The 16,770-nt window shown below is 55.8% G+C and carries 12 protein-coding genes; 2 read left to right on the plus strand and 10 right to left on the minus strand.

Going from position 1 to position 16,770, the window contains the following annotated elements; translation table 11 throughout:
• Positions 1 to 2: 2 nt before the first annotated feature.
• The 10 genes from BFL43_RS07915 to BFL43_RS07965 form a co-directional block, all read right to left on the minus strand.
• Positions 3 to 1,496 (minus strand): polysaccharide biosynthesis tyrosine autokinase, encoded by a 1,494-nt coding sequence (locus BFL43_RS07915; RefSeq protein WP_084892028.1) that lies wholly within the window; start codon positions 1,494 to 1,496, stop codon positions 3 to 5.
• Between the two features lie 199 nt (positions 1,497 to 1,695).
• On the minus strand, positions 1,696 to 3,201 hold the full coding sequence (locus BFL43_RS07920) for a lipopolysaccharide biosynthesis protein (protein ID WP_346425953.1): 1,506 nt from the start codon (positions 3,199 to 3,201) through the stop codon (positions 1,696 to 1,698).
• Entirely contained in the window at positions 3,198 to 4,418 is a 1,221-nt protein-coding gene (locus BFL43_RS07925; protein ID WP_084892030.1) for a polysaccharide pyruvyl transferase family protein, read from the minus strand. Before BFL43_RS07925 ends, BFL43_RS07920 begins: the two co-directional genes overlap by 4 nt.
• Positions 4,419 to 5,207: 789 nt before the next feature.
• Positions 5,208 to 6,092, minus strand: a complete 885-nt coding sequence (locus BFL43_RS07935; protein WP_168176564.1) for a glycosyltransferase — start codon at positions 6,090 to 6,092, stop codon at positions 5,208 to 5,210.
• 206 nt (positions 6,093 to 6,298) lie between these two features.
• Positions 6,299 to 7,672 (minus strand): O-antigen ligase family protein, encoded by a 1,374-nt coding sequence (locus BFL43_RS07940; RefSeq protein WP_084892033.1) that lies wholly within the window; start codon positions 7,670 to 7,672, stop codon positions 6,299 to 6,301.
• Positions 7,673 to 9,085 carry a glycosyltransferase gene (locus BFL43_RS07945; protein WP_168176565.1) on the minus strand — a complete coding sequence of 471 codons (1,413 nt, stop codon included), beginning with the start codon at positions 9,083 to 9,085 and terminating at the stop codon, positions 7,673 to 7,675. It abuts the gene before it with no gap.
• 144 nt (positions 9,086 to 9,229) lie between these two features.
• Positions 9,230 to 10,273: a glycosyltransferase gene (locus BFL43_RS29870; RefSeq protein ID WP_084892035.1), complete on the minus strand. Its 1,044-nt coding sequence runs from the start codon at positions 10,271 to 10,273 to the stop codon at positions 9,230 to 9,232.
• On the minus strand, positions 10,179 to 10,937 hold the full coding sequence (locus BFL43_RS07955; RefSeq protein ID WP_168176566.1) for a glycosyltransferase family 4 protein: 759 nt from the start codon (positions 10,935 to 10,937) through the stop codon (positions 10,179 to 10,181). Before BFL43_RS07955 ends, BFL43_RS29870 begins: the two co-directional genes overlap by 95 nt.
• Before the next feature lie 309 nt (positions 10,938 to 11,246).
• Positions 11,247 to 12,596 carry a UDP-glucose/GDP-mannose dehydrogenase family protein gene (locus BFL43_RS07960; RefSeq protein ID WP_206186641.1) on the minus strand — a complete coding sequence of 450 codons (1,350 nt, stop codon included), beginning with the start codon at positions 12,594 to 12,596 and terminating at the stop codon, positions 11,247 to 11,249.
• A gap of 396 nt (positions 12,597 to 12,992) precedes the next feature.
• Complete coding sequence (locus BFL43_RS07965; RefSeq protein WP_084892038.1) at positions 12,993 to 14,504, minus strand: sugar transferase; 1,512 nt, start codon at positions 14,502 to 14,504, stop codon at positions 12,993 to 12,995.
• A 1,526-nt stretch (positions 14,505 to 16,030) separates the two neighbouring features.
• Between BFL43_RS07965 and BFL43_RS07970 the strand changes: the two genes are divergently transcribed.
• Together BFL43_RS07970 and BFL43_RS07975 are read left to right on the plus strand one after the other, a co-directional pair.
• Positions 16,031 to 16,399: a hypothetical protein gene (locus BFL43_RS07970; protein WP_084892039.1), complete on the plus strand. Its 369-nt coding sequence runs from the start codon at positions 16,031 to 16,033 to the stop codon at positions 16,397 to 16,399.
• Positions 16,396 to 16,767: a hypothetical protein gene (locus BFL43_RS07975; protein WP_084892040.1), complete on the plus strand. Its 372-nt coding sequence runs from the start codon at positions 16,396 to 16,398 to the stop codon at positions 16,765 to 16,767. Before BFL43_RS07970 ends, BFL43_RS07975 begins: the two co-directional genes overlap by 4 nt.
• The last annotated feature ends 3 nt before the right edge of the window (positions 16,768 to 16,770 follow it).

Genomic DNA, 16,770 nt, shown 5'->3' on the forward strand with positions numbered 1-16,770 from the left:
ACCTAACTCGCATTGGTAGTGGTCGGCTCGAGCGCAACCTCGATGTTCTGGTGCTGATGCGCCTTCTTCTTACCGATACGACTCCAGAATTTTGGCTTTTTCACGACGTCCGAGGACGTGTAGTAATAGCCATACTTGTATGCGCCACCGGTGGTGGGGACGTCGGTCAAAACCACTCCCATAAGGGTGGCCTGAACCGCTTCAAGTTGCTCGATGGCGGCACCTATGTCCGGCACCCGGGATTGGTTCGCGCGCGCAACGAGGACTACACCGTCCGCCCACTGAGCAAGCACTGCCGCGTCCGTGACAGGAAGCAGCGGGGGCGAATCAATGATCACGTAGTCGAACATCGCCGAAAGGTTCTCGATGCCTTGGCCAGCCTTCTTGGAGCCCAACAACTCGGCAGGATTCGGGGGCTGAGGTCCCGAAGCCAGGATTTGAAGCCCGCTCACCTCGCTGGGCTGTAGCAGATCAGCCATTGACCCGTCGCCCTTGAGATAGTTGGTGAAGCCAACGTCCCCCATACCACCTGTCCGGTGGTAAACCTGCGGACGGCGAAGATCGGCGTCAACGAGTACTACTCTTTTGCCTGTTTCAGCCAGCGCGGCAGCCAGATTCATTGCGGTCGTGGTCTTTCCCTCGGCAGGGAGTGCACTCGTTACGATGATCCGGCGTGAAGGATTGTCAACACTAGTAAACGCCAGGTTAGTACGCAGTTTGCGATAGGCCTCTGCGGCGAGGGTCGCACCTGTCCTGAAGTCGATCAAACCCTGCTTCTTCAGAAGCTCATCCGTAGGCACCGAGGCGAGAACTGGCGACTTCGCAACTGCAGACAGATCCTGCTCTCCGCGGACCCTGTTGTTGTAACGGTCTCTGAAGAACACGACTACCAACCCGAGCAACAGACCTACCGCGACAGCGAGAAGAGTGTTCCGGAAGATTTGTGGGGAGATGGCGTTAGACGACTCACCCGCTGGTGTCACCACGGTCATCTTAGCCAACGGAGCACCCCCGCCGCTCGGGGTTTCCAGCGTGCTGACGTAGGTCGTCATCGAGTCGGCAATCGCGTTGGCCAGATCCGCTGCCATGGCCTTATTACTGTCTTCCACAGATATGTTCAGCAACACCGTGTCCGGCGTCGTCGACGCCGTGACAGCCGCCTTCGCGTCCGCCATCGAGATGTTCAGCCCGGATCTTTCGAGGGCGTCGCCAACTACAGCTTCCGACGAGACCAGCTTCGTGTAAGAGGTAACACGTTGCTGCGAGGCCAACGAACCTTGGTAGGCACTCTGCGCGTTAGCCTCGCTACCCGATGTTACGTACAGCGACGCAGTCGACCTGTAAATAGGTTCCTGTAAGACGCTAAAAGTAAACGCCGCACCGCCGCAAATGGCTGTGATCAAAAGGACAACCAACCAGCCCCGCCTGACGACCGCGACCGTCGACCGCAGGGGATTCGCGCCTTCCGAGGAGGTTTGTTGCGAACTATGCGTCATCGAATTCCATTTCCGTAGTCACTAACAAGCGTCGGCATGGACATCTTTCCAGCAGTTTGCGTTACCAGATAGAGATCCAGCGGTCGAAGTACTACCGCAAGGTACGCCGTTGACCCCCGATCAAAATATGCTATCTCGCTACCGTCACCGGTGCACGCCTCAGGTCGAAAATTTGGCTGGGTTGGATCGCCAGGGCAGTCTAGGGTCGCATTGCCGAAATATCAGAACGGCACAATTTCATGAACTTCCGATGGACGACAGCTAACACAGCAACGTAGACAAAGAGGCCACCCAATAGCGATACAAGGATCCCTAAAGCCGAATTACCCAGCAGTTGTGTGATCCCAAGGTAAGTGATACATGCCCATGCGCTTCCGTGCACCGGTGGACCCACGCAGCCAATTTGCCGACCATAGTCGAAACCGGTCGCACGCTTCGACAGCCAGGCGACCACGGGAGTGAGTAGGAAGCCAGCAATCGTCAAGCCAGCGGCTACACCGACGATGCCGAATTGTAAACCAACAACAATAGCTGTCACCTGCACCGTCGCCGCAACGATACTGAACCGCAGCAGCCACGAGGATAGGCCCATGCCCATCAGTATCGACGTGTTGACAGTCGTCACCGACTGCCGCGCGCCGCCGATGGCCAAGATAGTCAGGACGGGTATCGCTGCCGTCCATGCAGGCCCCAACAATAACGGAACTAAGTCGTGAGCGGAAACCGAAACGGCAGCCATTACCGGAAACGAGAACAACGCGATACCCCGAACGCTTCTCGAGACCGCGGGTACAACAGACACTCCGTCAGCTCTGCCCCTCGCGACGACGGGGAACAACACCCTGGTAACAACTTGGCCGATCATCTGAACTGGCGTGGTCAGAACCCTGTAAGAGAGGCCATACTGCGCCAACGAATCCGCGCCCAGCTCTCGGCCAATCAAGATATTATCAACATTCTGTACGGAAAACGACAACAAGTTGCTGAAGAAGACCCGAATACTGAATCCCCAGGTTCCTCGCAGCGACCTCAGACGGAGACTCGGCATAGGCGGCCGAGCGGCGACAGCCAAAACAAGAAGGACCACGACATCGGACACGACTATCTGGAGCACCAAAGACCAATAATCCATCCCGGACAGCGCTCCGACTATCGCAACGAGGGCGCCGACAAGTGCTCCGCCGCCATCTCCTACAGCTTGAGACTTGAAGTTCATGTCTCTAACCAACAGAACCCTTGGCACCAGCACGCCCGCCTTCAGCAGAAGACCGACCCCTAGAACACACAGAACTGCCCGCAGCTCGGGCGTATGAAAGAACCTCGAGACCGGACCAGCCGAGAAGACTGTTAGCGTCGCGAGAGCCGCAGCCAAAATCAAGTTTGCAGAAATGGCCGCGGCAGACATTCTCCTTGTCAGGCGCGGCAATGAGATTAGTGAGCTTGCTATGCCTTGGTCAAGTAGCAAAGTCATAAACGCCGTGTAGATCGCGGCCTGGGTTATTACGCCGTAAGACTCTGGCCCCAGAATTCGAGCCAAGTAAACGGAACTCAAAACGATGACTATTTGTCGGCTCACCAAACCCAGGGCATTCCACGACACGGACCGTGATCCAGACTTACGCGATACCGGATCACCCTTGTCGTCATTAGCCGCCGTACATGCCCGATCCGGCTTTAGCTGACGGTCACTGCCCGATCGCCTCACTGGGCTGCTGACCCCCGACGGCTTCGGAGGGTATGCAGCGGGGTCGCGATCCTGTTGTCGAACACGTTGAGACCACCTGCGATAGTTGGCAACGCAGGAATGACTCGGCCAGTCCTTCTGAGACCAACAACACCACCCCCTAGCAAATTCCTGATCGACGACCAGTGATCTTCTACGCGCACGATGGCCGCATCCAAACCTGCAGACTCGGTATCGGTGATTCTGCACGCGCTCAGGCGTTCGATCACGTCAGGCCAACTCAGCAGCAAGCGGTCCTCGTGACAAATAAGCTTCAGCAATCCAGAAAACTTATGCTGATAGGAAGAGTCTGCAACAAGGAACGCCGGAACCCCGTAAGCAGCACTTGTTATGTATGCGTGGAGCGAGGACCCTACGTAGAGCGAACTCCGCGCCAGCACCGCTGCGATCTCACGCACGCTCGCATTGTTGCGCAGAACAATCGATCTGCAACTGGTGTGTGTAGCAACCTTCTCTGCGTAGTTCAAATCACCGTGACACAACCCGATCGGGACTAGTACGAGAGGCAGACCCAAACTCGAGCCTATTCGATCCAAAACGGCAGCGAGATGGACAACGTCAACTCCGCCGTACCTGTCATTCACGTGAACCGCGACGTACCCGCCCGGTGCGAACTTGGAGATGAAATCGCTCGGCGGAAGTTCGCCCAACGGGCCAAACACAGATTGCAAATTCAACGCCGTGTCAGGCACGATCCTGACGTTCTTCGCACCCGCATCACTGAGAAACTCAGCGCTTCGTTCATCGCGCACTGAAGCATAGTCCGCAGTATTGAAAAGCGTTGCCATTAGCTTTCCTACAGACGGGCCAGGACGGCGCGGCACACCTGGCGCATTGAAAATCAGAGGCGCCTTGTGCCGGGCCGCAAACTCTGTAGCCCCGGCCCACAGTCTAGGATACGCCCAGCGCGCTGTCGTCCTGTATTCAAACAGACTAGAAGGCCTGGCATGTACTACGTTTCCGCCGCCAACGAACACGGCATCCACCACCACATCGAGGCCTGACATCACTTGCCTATAACCTACGCTTCTGGGAACGTCCGAATAGGGCCTGCCACCCACAGGTGACACCAGTAAACTTTCCTTCATACTCGTATCCGTGCCCGCAGCAACAATAGCGGGAAACAGCAAATCTCCATAGTTCGCCACGTCATAGGTGCCAAAGTTCGCGATTACCATCTTGTTAGACCTCGAGTCTCATTTAAACCTGACCATTAACGCATCTAAGTGGCTCTATCGAGACTTTACGGCCAACTTCCAGACGGAAAGTATTATCTCGGTCGGATGAGTACAACCCCACTTTCATGTACGACGACTGGCCAGTGTAAAGATTTGCGATCCGATTGAGGTCCAGCAAGCTTCGCCCGTTCACATGTAGAGATAAGGCGCCACCTTCCCTAGACGAGCTCCAGGTCGTCTTCATCGAGAACATCAGCCAGGTATTGTTTTCGAACAGACCCAGATCGAATGATCTCGAGTCAGCTGATGAACAATTCATGGTATCCAGGGTGCCGCCACGGACAACCAGCCGCAAACGATTAACACTGGCGGCCGAAAACACCTCCAAAGCAAGATTTGGCGGGCAATTTGCGTATGTCTGGTGCCATTGAGAGACGATGAGCCAACGCCCCTTGGTTACTGTCGGAAAGTTCACGCCCCGTATCGACCAATTGTAGGTAGTCGTTTGCGCGTTGCCTGCATAGGACTGCGCCGTCCCAAGTGCGTACTCCACTCTGCGCGGAGCGACTGCGGTCGGTGACTCCCGCAACCATAGAGAACTCATTGCCCAATGCGCGGGTTCGGTGTGATAGTCAATGATTCGCGTCCGCTCATCAACTTGCGTATGGGAACGTTCGAAGGAGGTCACGTCCGACGGATGGAATACGTCGCACAAGACAGGGTTTTGGGCATCTAAAGTTGCAACCAAGAAAACAACGCCCAGGCAAACAACTGCCAACGCCAGGCTAGTCAACTGCGACTCGATTTAAGTGGTCGAACCCTACGAACAATATTCTCGGAAACGTCGAAAAAAGCAAAACGCGACGCGACAAACGAGTTTAACTCTTCATTCGCATCTGCGAAATACACCCCGTATTCTCCGGCCCTGTAAATGGACGTGAAACTCTCAGCCAGTGCAGCGGCATCGCCGGCGGGCACCTGCACTATCTGCTTGGGAACAATTGGCATCAATTCATCCAATGCTGGAGATTCTCTCGTAACGACCAGCCTGCCGGACGCCAAACCTTGCCAAACCTTATTAGGGATGACCGACTCTGCTTTCTCCGATGTCCCGAAGACACCGCAGACAATCTGAGCGTCATCGATAAACATACCGAGTTCAGACTCTGGCACCGGGTCGCGAAACTCGCACCTGTCAAGAATCCCCAGATCGGCGGCCTGCTGCATTACGATTTCTCGGCGTGGTCCCCCACCTATTAATGTTAGCGATATATTGACCTCGTTTCCGAGAAGAGCAATACTATCAATCAGCACTTCGGCCCCATGAAGTGGCAGGAAGTTTCCGTAGAACAGAACCCTAATTTGACCTGTTGCCGGCGCGGTCGCTCGAACCTCACTGCACCAGACCGGCGCCCCGACTGGGAGATCAACTACACGGATCCCCGCAACACGCTCAACCAACCGAGATGCCCGATACGAATTATCAATTAGAATCAAATCGGCTGCTCTGTAGGCGAGAAAATCTTGCAATTTATAAAGTTGGGCCCGCAAGGAGTCTGTCCGGTGCGCGTTCCAGTCATCTATCTTAGTTTCATAAATTCCCACAAACGCATCAACTATAAGTGGGGCGCGATTCAGTCGCGCCCAGATGTAGGCAAACGGAGCGAACTTCATCGAGAATTCAGAGAGAACATATATGTCATGCCCCCTCCCTTGCCTCCAGGCTTCTCGGATGTAATCCAGCCACCTCGTAACTCGTCGTCGTTCGCCGTCCGAGCTGAGTATTAGAGGTATCACCTGGCAATCGAGTCCCTTCAGGTAGGCTCTGACGCGCCTATTCCGCGGGTAGTCCGGGTTTTGTACGGCCAGGTAGCAGACACTTAGTTTGGGCATGAACCACGGCCCCTCGCTCCTACCCGTCCAACCGCTTGCGCTCTCTCGGTCGACGCTGTTCGGACCTCGTTTGCTCCGCCATTCACCAATCTCGAACCACCGTCATCTGCGAACTGCCGAAAGTACATCACCGCAACAACAAGTACACATAAAATACTTGGATAAAGAAGTGTTCGATCTGAGACTCCCGTAAGAACTGGGTACAGGACAACCGTAAGAACACGCCAATCAGAGGCCGACTTAACTACTAGGTAGAAAACAGCGAGGACAAACAGCAGGAACCCAAAGACTCCTGTCTCAGCCAGAACTTCAATATAAGCACTATGTACTCCGAGATTCGATGGCAGCAGATTCTGCGCATTGCCCCAGCCCACACCAAATAGCCAGTTTTCGCGCCACAGGTCGAGCGCAAACTGCCACTGCGTTATTCGCCACCCGCCGGCATTGTCTCCGTCGACACCTCCAGACGAAACAAGGTTTGCAAACCTCGATGTCGCCACGCCCGCAAAGGGGACTGCAAGCACCAAGATACCAAGCACCCATCTCGACAGTATCTGACCGCTCCGGACCGCGATGCACACCAACAGAATCACAAAAACCAAAACCGCGGTGCGGCTACCGGTCATCGCCGCGGCCCCCATCAGCACTGTGCAAAGAGCGATCTGGGTTCCAAAACGATGCCGGTTAATTAAGATAATCACGAGCACGCCAAGCAAAAGTGGGTACGCTGCGAAATTCGGGTGCCCAAACAGCCCACCGTAGCGAGCGGCACCGATCACACCCTCCTTTGAAGCAAAGGGCGCTGGCCAACCGACGAATGGCTGGACAATAACACTAACTGCGCCAATTATTAAGAGTGTTTGGAGCGCATTCAGTGAGAATTTAACTAATTCAGCGTTATTATTAGCCAGATAATAGACCAATAACGCGAGTGTCAAGTATCTGAGCACCGAAGCTAGTTTTGCGTCACCCGGATTAGCCAGCGCAGAGAACGCAACAACGAAAGCGAGTACTGCGAGGTATATACCCAGCGACTCGCGCATACGGTTGCGCGTTCCGGGTTGTTGGAAAATCATCGATTGAACCAGTAGAAGCAAACCCGCAAGCGTAACTGCGTTATCCAAGGTAAGACCACCGAACTTAATCTGGGTCAGCACCAAAGGACCCGCCAGAATCAACACTATGGCGGTGTGCACTGCGCCGAAAAGGTTTGCGAAAAGGGTCAACAACAGCCCTGCCAATACGACGAGAGCGAGCGGTGTGCTAACGGACGAACAAACTCCGAGCACCGCGGCTAACATTGTCGCAGCACCAAGGGTAGCGAGACCTGGTCGCAGTTGGGACGTTCCGAATGTGGGCATCTAGTCCTCTGCTCCCGCAGATCTTCGAACTATTCGTGCCGGGTTGCCAGCAGCTGTCGCCATCGCGGGCACGTCTATTAACACCACGCTCCCTGCGCCGACAACGGCGTCGGCACCGATGACGACGCTCCCGAGGATCGTAACGTTTGCCCCGAGTTCCACGCGGTCACCAAGAGTCGGGCAGTCCGTTGAGCTATAGCGACTACCCAACGTCGTCCCGTGCCTGAGTGTTATGTCACTTCCCAGTCGGCAATTCTTGTTCACTACTAGTCCGAACCCGTGGTGGATCGACAACCTTGGCCCCACAACGGTCCCGACGGGCAAGTCAATTCCTGCGACCGACATCGAAACCATTCGGTATAGCGCAATAAGAGGGAGAGCTAGCATCGACCTGAGGCGACCACGTTTTTTTCCGCGTACGCTCCTGGCCAAGCGAAATAGTGCGAGTACTACCTGAATCGTCGGGCGTTTGCGATTACCGTTAAAATCAACAAACAAATTGATACCTCGGTTTTCCTGAGGAGTTTGCTCACGCTTCTCGCGAATACTCAGTATTCTCAGAACTTGATTTCCAACTAAGTTATTCCGCACCATGCGATCTAAGACGCTCAGCAACGGCGCGGTATAGATTTTATCCATCGGCAAGTATTCGCCCGGCGATTTCCCGTACTTCAGGTGTCGCACGTAACCGCGTGCCCATAGCTCTAGGGAACGTTTGACCATCCGATGGCGGGATACCCGTATTCCTCCGGCAACCGTCAGTTCTCGGTCGATTAGCCGCTTCTGTTCCGCTACAGCAGCAACGACATTACCGGTAATAGTGTCCGCGCTGATCGTTCTTAGCACTAGGGGTTCGTTAAAGACCGCTCCGCGAGTTGATCCATCACGAAACATTCGCAACCAGAGGTCGTAGTCGACCAGTCTCCGTTGACTACTGAAACCCCCAGCTACAAGAACCGACTCCCGACTTATTAGTGTTGCCGACGAAACAAATGGGTTCTTCTGCCAGATGCTGTCATACGTCGGTGAGCTGCGAAGAGTTGGCGAAGGGCCCCCTTGCTCCTGACCTAGTTTCTTTTCAGCGAAACCGACCACCTGAAGTTTCGGGTACTGCGCCACCGCCTGGGTGAGGAGTTCGCTGGCATTACCCACGAGAGCGTCATCAGCATCTAGAATTAGTATCCAGGACGACGAGGATTCTGCGATTAATCGCTTTCTAGCAACACCAACACCAAAGTTATCTGTGTTATCGATGATTTTGCACTTATCGCGGTAGCGGTCGAGCACGGCAGCAGTCTCATCCGTGCTCCCGTCGTTATAGACAATGATTTGAGAGGGAGAATACTTTTGGCGCAGAACCGACTCAACGGTATTCACTATTGTAGCTTCGGCATTGTATGCGGGAATCAGCACCTGCCAATCGAGTGCCGGACAGTTCGCTCGGCTCGTACCCGGCTGCACGGCACTTTCTGTAGGGTGTGTAGCCATTGCATCCTCTCCTACGCTTCGTGTTTTGACCTGACTACAGCCATGCCCAGAGTTCTTAGAATACTGCTGTTACGTCTTCAGTACGGTCCGACTGATGCTCGATCGTGTGGATAGCAACAAATGATCCAGCGTCAGTTCATCTGCTTCGGCCGTAACTGCCAGTGACCGGACTGTCAGTTCGCGGGCGATCTGGGCCTGGTGATCATCGACGTGCTCGCCATACTGACTCCGTCGTGGGACCAGGACGGGGCACTTTCCTAGGTCCATGATCTGCATTGCGGACCCAACTCCTGAATGACTTATCACGACATCAGATTCGAGGACCTCCCGCTGCATTTCGTGCGCCGCTATCGTGCGGTGGACTTGGCCTGGCAAGTCCTCACGGACTGTTTCGCCTATCTGCCAAACGAATTCATTGTCGCCCGGAACTACAGCAAGCAAACGATCAACTAGTCGATCAAATCGATAAGGCTGTATCGTGCCTAGAGTTACAAATATCTTCAGAGGTCCCGTCGGAGCGGGTGTCTTAGAGGTTGCTGCTGTGTAATCTTGCAAGACTGAGAACTGGTGAGTCCACTTACCGTCTTCCCACGCCCTATGCTGCGTGAAGGTTTTGATACCCGGTACTTTTGCGACGATCCGGCCGGTGAGGGACGGGCCATCAAACCGGGATACGCTCTCAATGTACCAAGCTGCGCGTCGCTGCATTCTCGCCATAGGCAGTACCACTGCGGCGATTGCAGCACCTGTACTGACCGCGATCTGGTAGTCGGAATCGGCGAGGATGCGACGAACTTTCGGCGATGCAGCGACAGCTCCTCTGAAATCTCGCGGCGCGATGTAGGGCACATAGTGGACTCTCTGGCCTTCAAGGAGGGACCTCGACTGAGGGTGATCAAAGGTAATCCAAATTGGATCCTCAGCGATTGGTAGCGTCGGCTGCAACCGGACCAGCTGAGCCAGATGACCGCCCGTGGAAGCCGCGAGGACGGCTCTTGGCTTGGTTGACTTGCCGCCCTCAACCATTGCAGGCCCGCGCACTGTTGGTCGTGCTGTCCATCCGGATCCATTCATCTTCCAGGGTTGATGCACAGCGGTCTGACGAGTACTCATTGCGGATCTTCATTAATGATTTTTCAGACATGTCGGCTCGAAGACAATCATCGTCGATAACCTTGCGTAGGGCAGTCGCAAACTGAGCGGTCGAACCGGTATCAACGACGATACCGGCGCCCTCCAGCAAGTTCGCGACGCTTCCAACGTCAGTAGCGACTATGGCACAACGCTGCGCCATAGACTCCAACAAGAACATCGGAAGTGCCTCGCCACGAGAGGGAAGGACCGCTATCGAAGCTTGCGCCTGCAATTTGGCCACCTCGAAGTGCGGGAGTGATCCCGGGACGATTACGTTCGGGATGTCTTCATATGGCGCGAGGTCCATAGTGACCGGCCCCGCAACCACCAGAACCCACCCTTCGTGCTGAGGCGCCAGTTCTTTCCAGGCGTCAAGAAGAACGTCAGCTCCCTTTCTCCACCCCACCTCGCCGGCAAACAGAATGAGGTCACTCTTCCTGGGCCATTCTGAGGGTATCGCAACAGCGTTGGGTACCCGAAGCACGCGCCTCACGCCGGACCCGTTCGTCCGAACCGCATCGGTAGTCGCATCCGTGAGAGTGAACACCGTATTTGCCGAGCGTAACGAAGCTGCAACAATGCGTGGATGCTTCGATGCGAAGTCAGTGAAACTGCTGCCGTGAATGTGAATCCCAACAGCCATCCCAATTATTTTCGATAACCAAGCGAGGGACCCCTCTCGAATGAACGATCCGCCCTGAGATACGTGGAAGATGGTGACGATCCGCCCCTGTCTAATCCTAGTTGTGATGAGCCGAGCAGCAGCCAACAGCCAGAGGACGGGTGAGAGCGGGTCGCGCTTGCCACGAGTAGAACGAAGAGCGGTAACAATGCAGGTCGGGTACGGCCACGAAAGATAGCCAGCGACGACCTGTGCCATTCCTCCCGGCAAGTCGCCAACCACACCTACGTGAAGCACACGAACAGCTTCGGGCGTCGCTACCGTGGACATCTAGACGCTCCAATCCGCTTGCATTTTTCGCCCCAATCCGCGGTACCTCCACCCGGCTTCAACCCACTGCGTAGCGTCGAGGCAGTTTCGACCGTCGATTATTCGTCTTGAACGAACCAGCCCTGCCAACTCAGATGGGTTTAGTTGTCTGAACTCGCTCCATTCAGTCAAAACGAGAACCACGTCAGCGCCCTCGCACGCCTCTCGCAGCGAGGTTCGATAGTCGAGTGTCGGGAATAACTTGCGTGAGTTCTCAATTGCTTTGGGGTCGTAAACCGACACTGCAGCGCCTTGTAGTTGGATTTGGCCGGCAACGTTCAGCGCGGGCGAGTCTCGAACATCGTCTGACTCGGGTTTAAACGCCGCGCCCAACACAGCCACCCGCGTTCCAAGAAAACCCCCTCCGCAGGCTTGTCGCGCTAATTCGACGACCTGGGTCCGACGACGCATATTAATATTGTCTACTTCGCGAAGAAAAGTTAAAGCTTGATCGGCTCCCAGCTCACCTGCGCGGGCCATAAAAGCGCGGATGTCTTTAGGTAGGCATCCGCCGCCAAAACCTATTCCAGCGTTAAGGAACTTCCGGCCAATTCGGTCGTCATGACCGATGGCGTCTGCGAGTTCCGTTACATCGCCGCCAGCTGCCTCGCATACTTCAGCAATAGCGTTGATGAATGAGATCTTTGTCGCGAGGAAAGCGTTTGCGGACGCCTTCACAAGCTCAGCTGTCGCGAGATTCGTGAGCACGAACGGCGTTCCCGACGCTATCGTGTCCTCGTAGATTTGACGTGCCAGCTCTTCAGCTCGACTCGGCCGCGTCTTATCGATGCCGATCACGAGACGGTCAGGACGTAGTGTGTCCTCGACGGCGTGCCCTTCACGAAGAAATTCGGGATTCCACGCAACTTCAACCTCGACATCCGCGGGCGCCAATTCGCGTGCGCGACGCCCTAGCCTCTCTGCAGTACCGACAGGGACGGTTGACTTGCCGAAAATCACCGTCGGCCGAGTGATTAGACGTCCGATACTCTCAATCACACTGTCGACATATTGTAGATCCGCAGCGTACTCACCGCGCTTCTGTGGAGTGCCGACTGCAAGGAAGTGAACTTCAGCGAACTCCGCTGCTTCTTCGTACGATGAGGTGAACCGCAAATGCCCTGCATCGATGTTCCGCTTCAACACCTCCGCGAGTCCGGGCTCATAAAATGGCACGTCTCCAGCCTGGAGTTTTGAAAGCTTTGAGGGATCGACATCGACGCCCAGAACGTCGTGCCCGAGTTCGGCCATGCACGCCGCATGCGTCGCACCGAGATACCCAGTCCCAAGGACGGTCATACGCATTAGAATTCCTCCTATGTCATTAGTCTATTGGCGGAGTCGCGCAAGACGGATCTCAGCTCATTGGATGCCGCAAGGGGAACCAATTGGATGTTCGGTGTAATGGGATCTTGCACCTTGAGAACGAAAGCGGTTTGAACGACGGACCCGGTAGACGTCGATTCGCTTGCGCGATTGGGTGCCGTCCAATCGGCGGTCTCCCCTAAGTGGGGAGTTCGTCGCCGCCGAAAATAGGTAGGCTGCCTGGTAACTCTTCCTGACGTCGGCATACAGCTGGCTCCGGTGTCGGTAATGCCAGCTTGTGGATCTATTCCGACTCTATCGGCGCCTGTGCGGAGAATACATTTGGCAAAGAAGAGCGAACTACAGATTCTCTCGGTAGACTCACGTAGTTTGGTGGGTGCCTTAGTACGCACCGTCGCTCCTCACCACAGCGCGCGCTGTGCGCCAGAGGATCATAGCGTCTTGCATAATGGACCAATTTTCAACGTACGAAAGATCCAGACGAACCGACTCGTCCCAGTCCAAGTCAGAACGTCCTGACACTTGCCACAGACCGGTCATTCCTGGACGGACCAGCATGCGACGCGTTACGAGTTCGCTGTACTGTTCGACCTCATCCCGGAGTGGTGGCCGAGGCCCCACCAAGCTCATCGATCCAGTCACGACGTTAAAAAGTTGGGGAAGTTCGTCGAGGCTATACCTACGCAGAATCTTTCCCGCGGTTGTGACGCGCGGGTCTTCTCGCATCTTGAAGAGGATGCCTGCACCCTCGTTTCGTTGCGCCAAAGCGAACTTTTGCTTATCTGCACCGTCTATCATGGTTCGAAACTTCCACATCTGGAAGGGCTCGTTGTTGAGTCCGATCCGTTCAGCCCGGTAGAACACGGGTCCGTTGGAGTTGAACTTCACCGCTAGCGCGCACCCGACCATCACCGGCGCGAGAATCATCAGAATGCCTATGGCGCCGAGACGGTCAAAAGCCGCCTTGAAGAACTTGTTTGCCCCCTCGTAGCGCGGTTTATCTATGTGCAGCAGTGGTAGACCGGCGACTGGCCTGACGAGCATCCGGGGGCCCGCGACATCCGCTACCCCAGGGGCGACGAGCAGGTCTACATGCATGCCTTCCAGATCCCAGGAGAGTTCTCGCATCACCGAGTGCCCGAGCGTCTCAGCACACGTGACTGCCACGGCGGTGGCGCCGGATTTCGCTACTCCATCTCGGGCGTCTGCGCAGTCTCCGAAAACGGTCAGGTCACGCCCGCCGATCGTCACAACTTCTCTGTGCCTCGAAGCGTGGCCTGGTGGCACACACAAACCTACGACTTCAAGCCCCAGGCCTGGGTTGCGGTCTAGGTGTCTGACAAGCGGTGCTGCCGATTCAGGGCTACCAACGATCAGAACCTGGTTCAGGTTCTGTCGGTTCCGTCGCCCTCTAGCCAGATTCCATCGCATGAGCCACCGCGCTGATAGCAGTCCCAATGTGCCGGCAGGGAGCGCAATTGCGAGAAGTCCTCGCGCCACGTCCCACTTGAACAGTAAATCCACTATTGCCAAGAGGCCGAACACGGCGAACGACGCCCGTACGATTCGGCTGTACTCTTCGGCACCCGACCCGACGATTCGACGATCCGTACTCTGTACAACCCGCAGCGCGATCACCCAGGCGAGCACAAAACCCGCTGAAACAACGATTCCCGGCGTGCTGAACCGTCCGACCGGATCGATAACCGAAGGAAAACCGAAGCGGATCTGCTGAGCACCCAGCACGGCAGTAATGATGATTGCCACATCAGTCAGTTGAACGCGCTTGACGTACGCGTCAGCCCAGGTTTTTACCCTTGGTCGCACCGAGAGTGGCGGCGGCTGCGGTGCGCTGCGCCAGTCAGCACTGATCACCCGCGTACTTCGTGTCATTCCTGCCTCCCCAACACCTTGTCGGGATCTAACCCTGGACAACGTCCTTGGGATCACATCTCTTATTGACGATCACTAATTGGTGTTTCGACTTATCTAATTCACCGTTGGATGCCAGCTGCCTTCGGCCAGATGCACGAACTTTAGCGCTTATGTTTCGGCACGGCGAGTCGAAACGCCATATTTACTTCAGAACGGACGGAAATTACCACCCTTAGTTCGTATTGCGTGTCCTGTGTCACATATTGACAAATTTCAGCGTCAGTCGGTTGCATGAATGCCCCCCAACCATCTAGCGAAATCGCGCTCACCCGCGACGAAAAACGCTGGTGGACAACGAGTCTGTAACCTACAGTTCACCAGACGGTAGCCACAATCTACAGATTCAGAAAATCGAGTCGCTTTGTCGATACGTTCTTGCCATTTCGGATAATTCGCGACGTGTTCGTCGCTTTATCTTCACTACGCTATGACACGAGTTCATCATCTCAACCCCCCATAATTTTGGGATTCCTGGCGCGATCCGCAACAATTCGCCAATTCTGGATCATCCGTTGCCAGGATTTTGACCCCAGGTGTTGACTCAGCGGTCCGAGGCGTTCCGGGCATAATGATCGTTACGGTCATTTATATAGCAGCGGCGCTGCGATGTCCATTCGTTGCGCCGCTCGGTGCGATGTACCTAGTTCCAACCTGCAAATCTGCCGACTTGTCGATGGGCAAGCATCAGGGGCCTGCTTGTCGGTAGGCCACACCGCTCACTACATCGCTTCGACAGCCGATCCGTTACACCACCCCTAAACTTGAGTCCGATTCCTGTTACCCCTACCGCATAGGCGCCTTCCTGCAGGCCCGCCTCCGCGTGGTAGCTAAGGCGCCACCGAGGGTGCCGCCTAACTTAGACGGCCCTGTCCGTAATCTTCGCGACGTATCCACCCGTCCGGTTGCGACTCGCCGCCGAGTTCGGCCAGATCAGACGCGTCGACCTTCAGGTCGGCTGTTGGCTGTGTGCCAGTCGGCCGCATCCCGCGAATCAGTTTATGAGCCGACGGCCCACCCGTGGCGAAAGTGGCCTGTTCACGCGAGACGATGACTAGAGCTCACAGACGGGCGGGCCTCCCTGGGCACACGCGAAATCGGCAGCACTATTGAGGCGGTACCTGGGGAGTGAATATCCGATCGTGCCGTTCCACCCGTCAGCGTCCTGATCTCACACTAATTAGCCGAAAAGGCTCCGTAGCAATTTGCTCCTAGGGCATCCTGGATACGTATATTTCCAGCCGGACAGTAAACGTCGAAAGGATCACACATGTCATCGGAGCTGTTCAGCTTCATTGAAGTTTTTGGCCAGATCATTCAATTCGTCGTGACCAGCCTGTTTGCGGGTAGCTCGGGCGGATAAACGCACAGACGGACCCGGGGCCTCCGTGGGTCCTTATGCGTTTTGAGGGGTGTCAGAGGGTGGCGTGACCAATCCCCCATCGCCCTCGACTGCTCGACGACACTTACAACCATAAACTGGCGGTATGCCACAGCGCGTCTTCCGCGGCAGCGAACTCATTTGCGTCGCAACGGGTGGTGCCCTCGGCGCCGGAGCACGGTTGTTGCTCGACCAGTGGTATTCCGGTCCTCGACACGACTTCGCTGTCAGTCTGATCGCAATCGGCGTATCAGGCTTGGTATTCGGTGCGCTGTCGGCAGGCGGGTATAGACAAACTATGCGCTGGTTCGTGCTCGGTTTCTGCAGCGGGCTAGGCGCTCTCAGCGTCGCCGTCGTTGTTGCCACAACATCCACTCACGTCTGGATGTCCGTCGCGTATCTCGTCGCAACAGTTTTCGTCGCCACCGGCGCGATCGCCGCGGGCCAGCTCACCGCCCGACTCGGCGCTCGATGAGTCCTCTTCTCCAAGTCACGCTGGGTGGCGCCGCTGGCGGCGCCTTCGCCTACTGCGCCCTCACACTGTTGCCGTGGCGCGACCAGCGGATAGTCCTCGCACTGAATGCGTTCAGTGCGGCGCTCCTCGCCGTCGCTGTGGCAGGCGAGTCGCAGACATCGTGGTCGGTCACCACCACAATGATTGGGTTTTCGGGGGCCAGCTCGTCGTTTGCGGTGATGTCAGCCCTTCCGCGGCGGATCTCCGTGCAGGGAGTGGGTGCAATCTTTCTGGCCGTTCTACAGAATGTGGCGATTTCTGCACTGGCAGCCGTGGACGCCTACTTGATCAGTCATGTTGTCTACACCGTGTACGGCAAGCTCACGTGAAGG

It is taken from the genome of Williamsia sp. 1135 (genome assembly GCF_002095395.1).
Lineage (GTDB): Bacteria > Actinomycetota > Actinomycetes > Mycobacteriales > Mycobacteriaceae > Williamsia.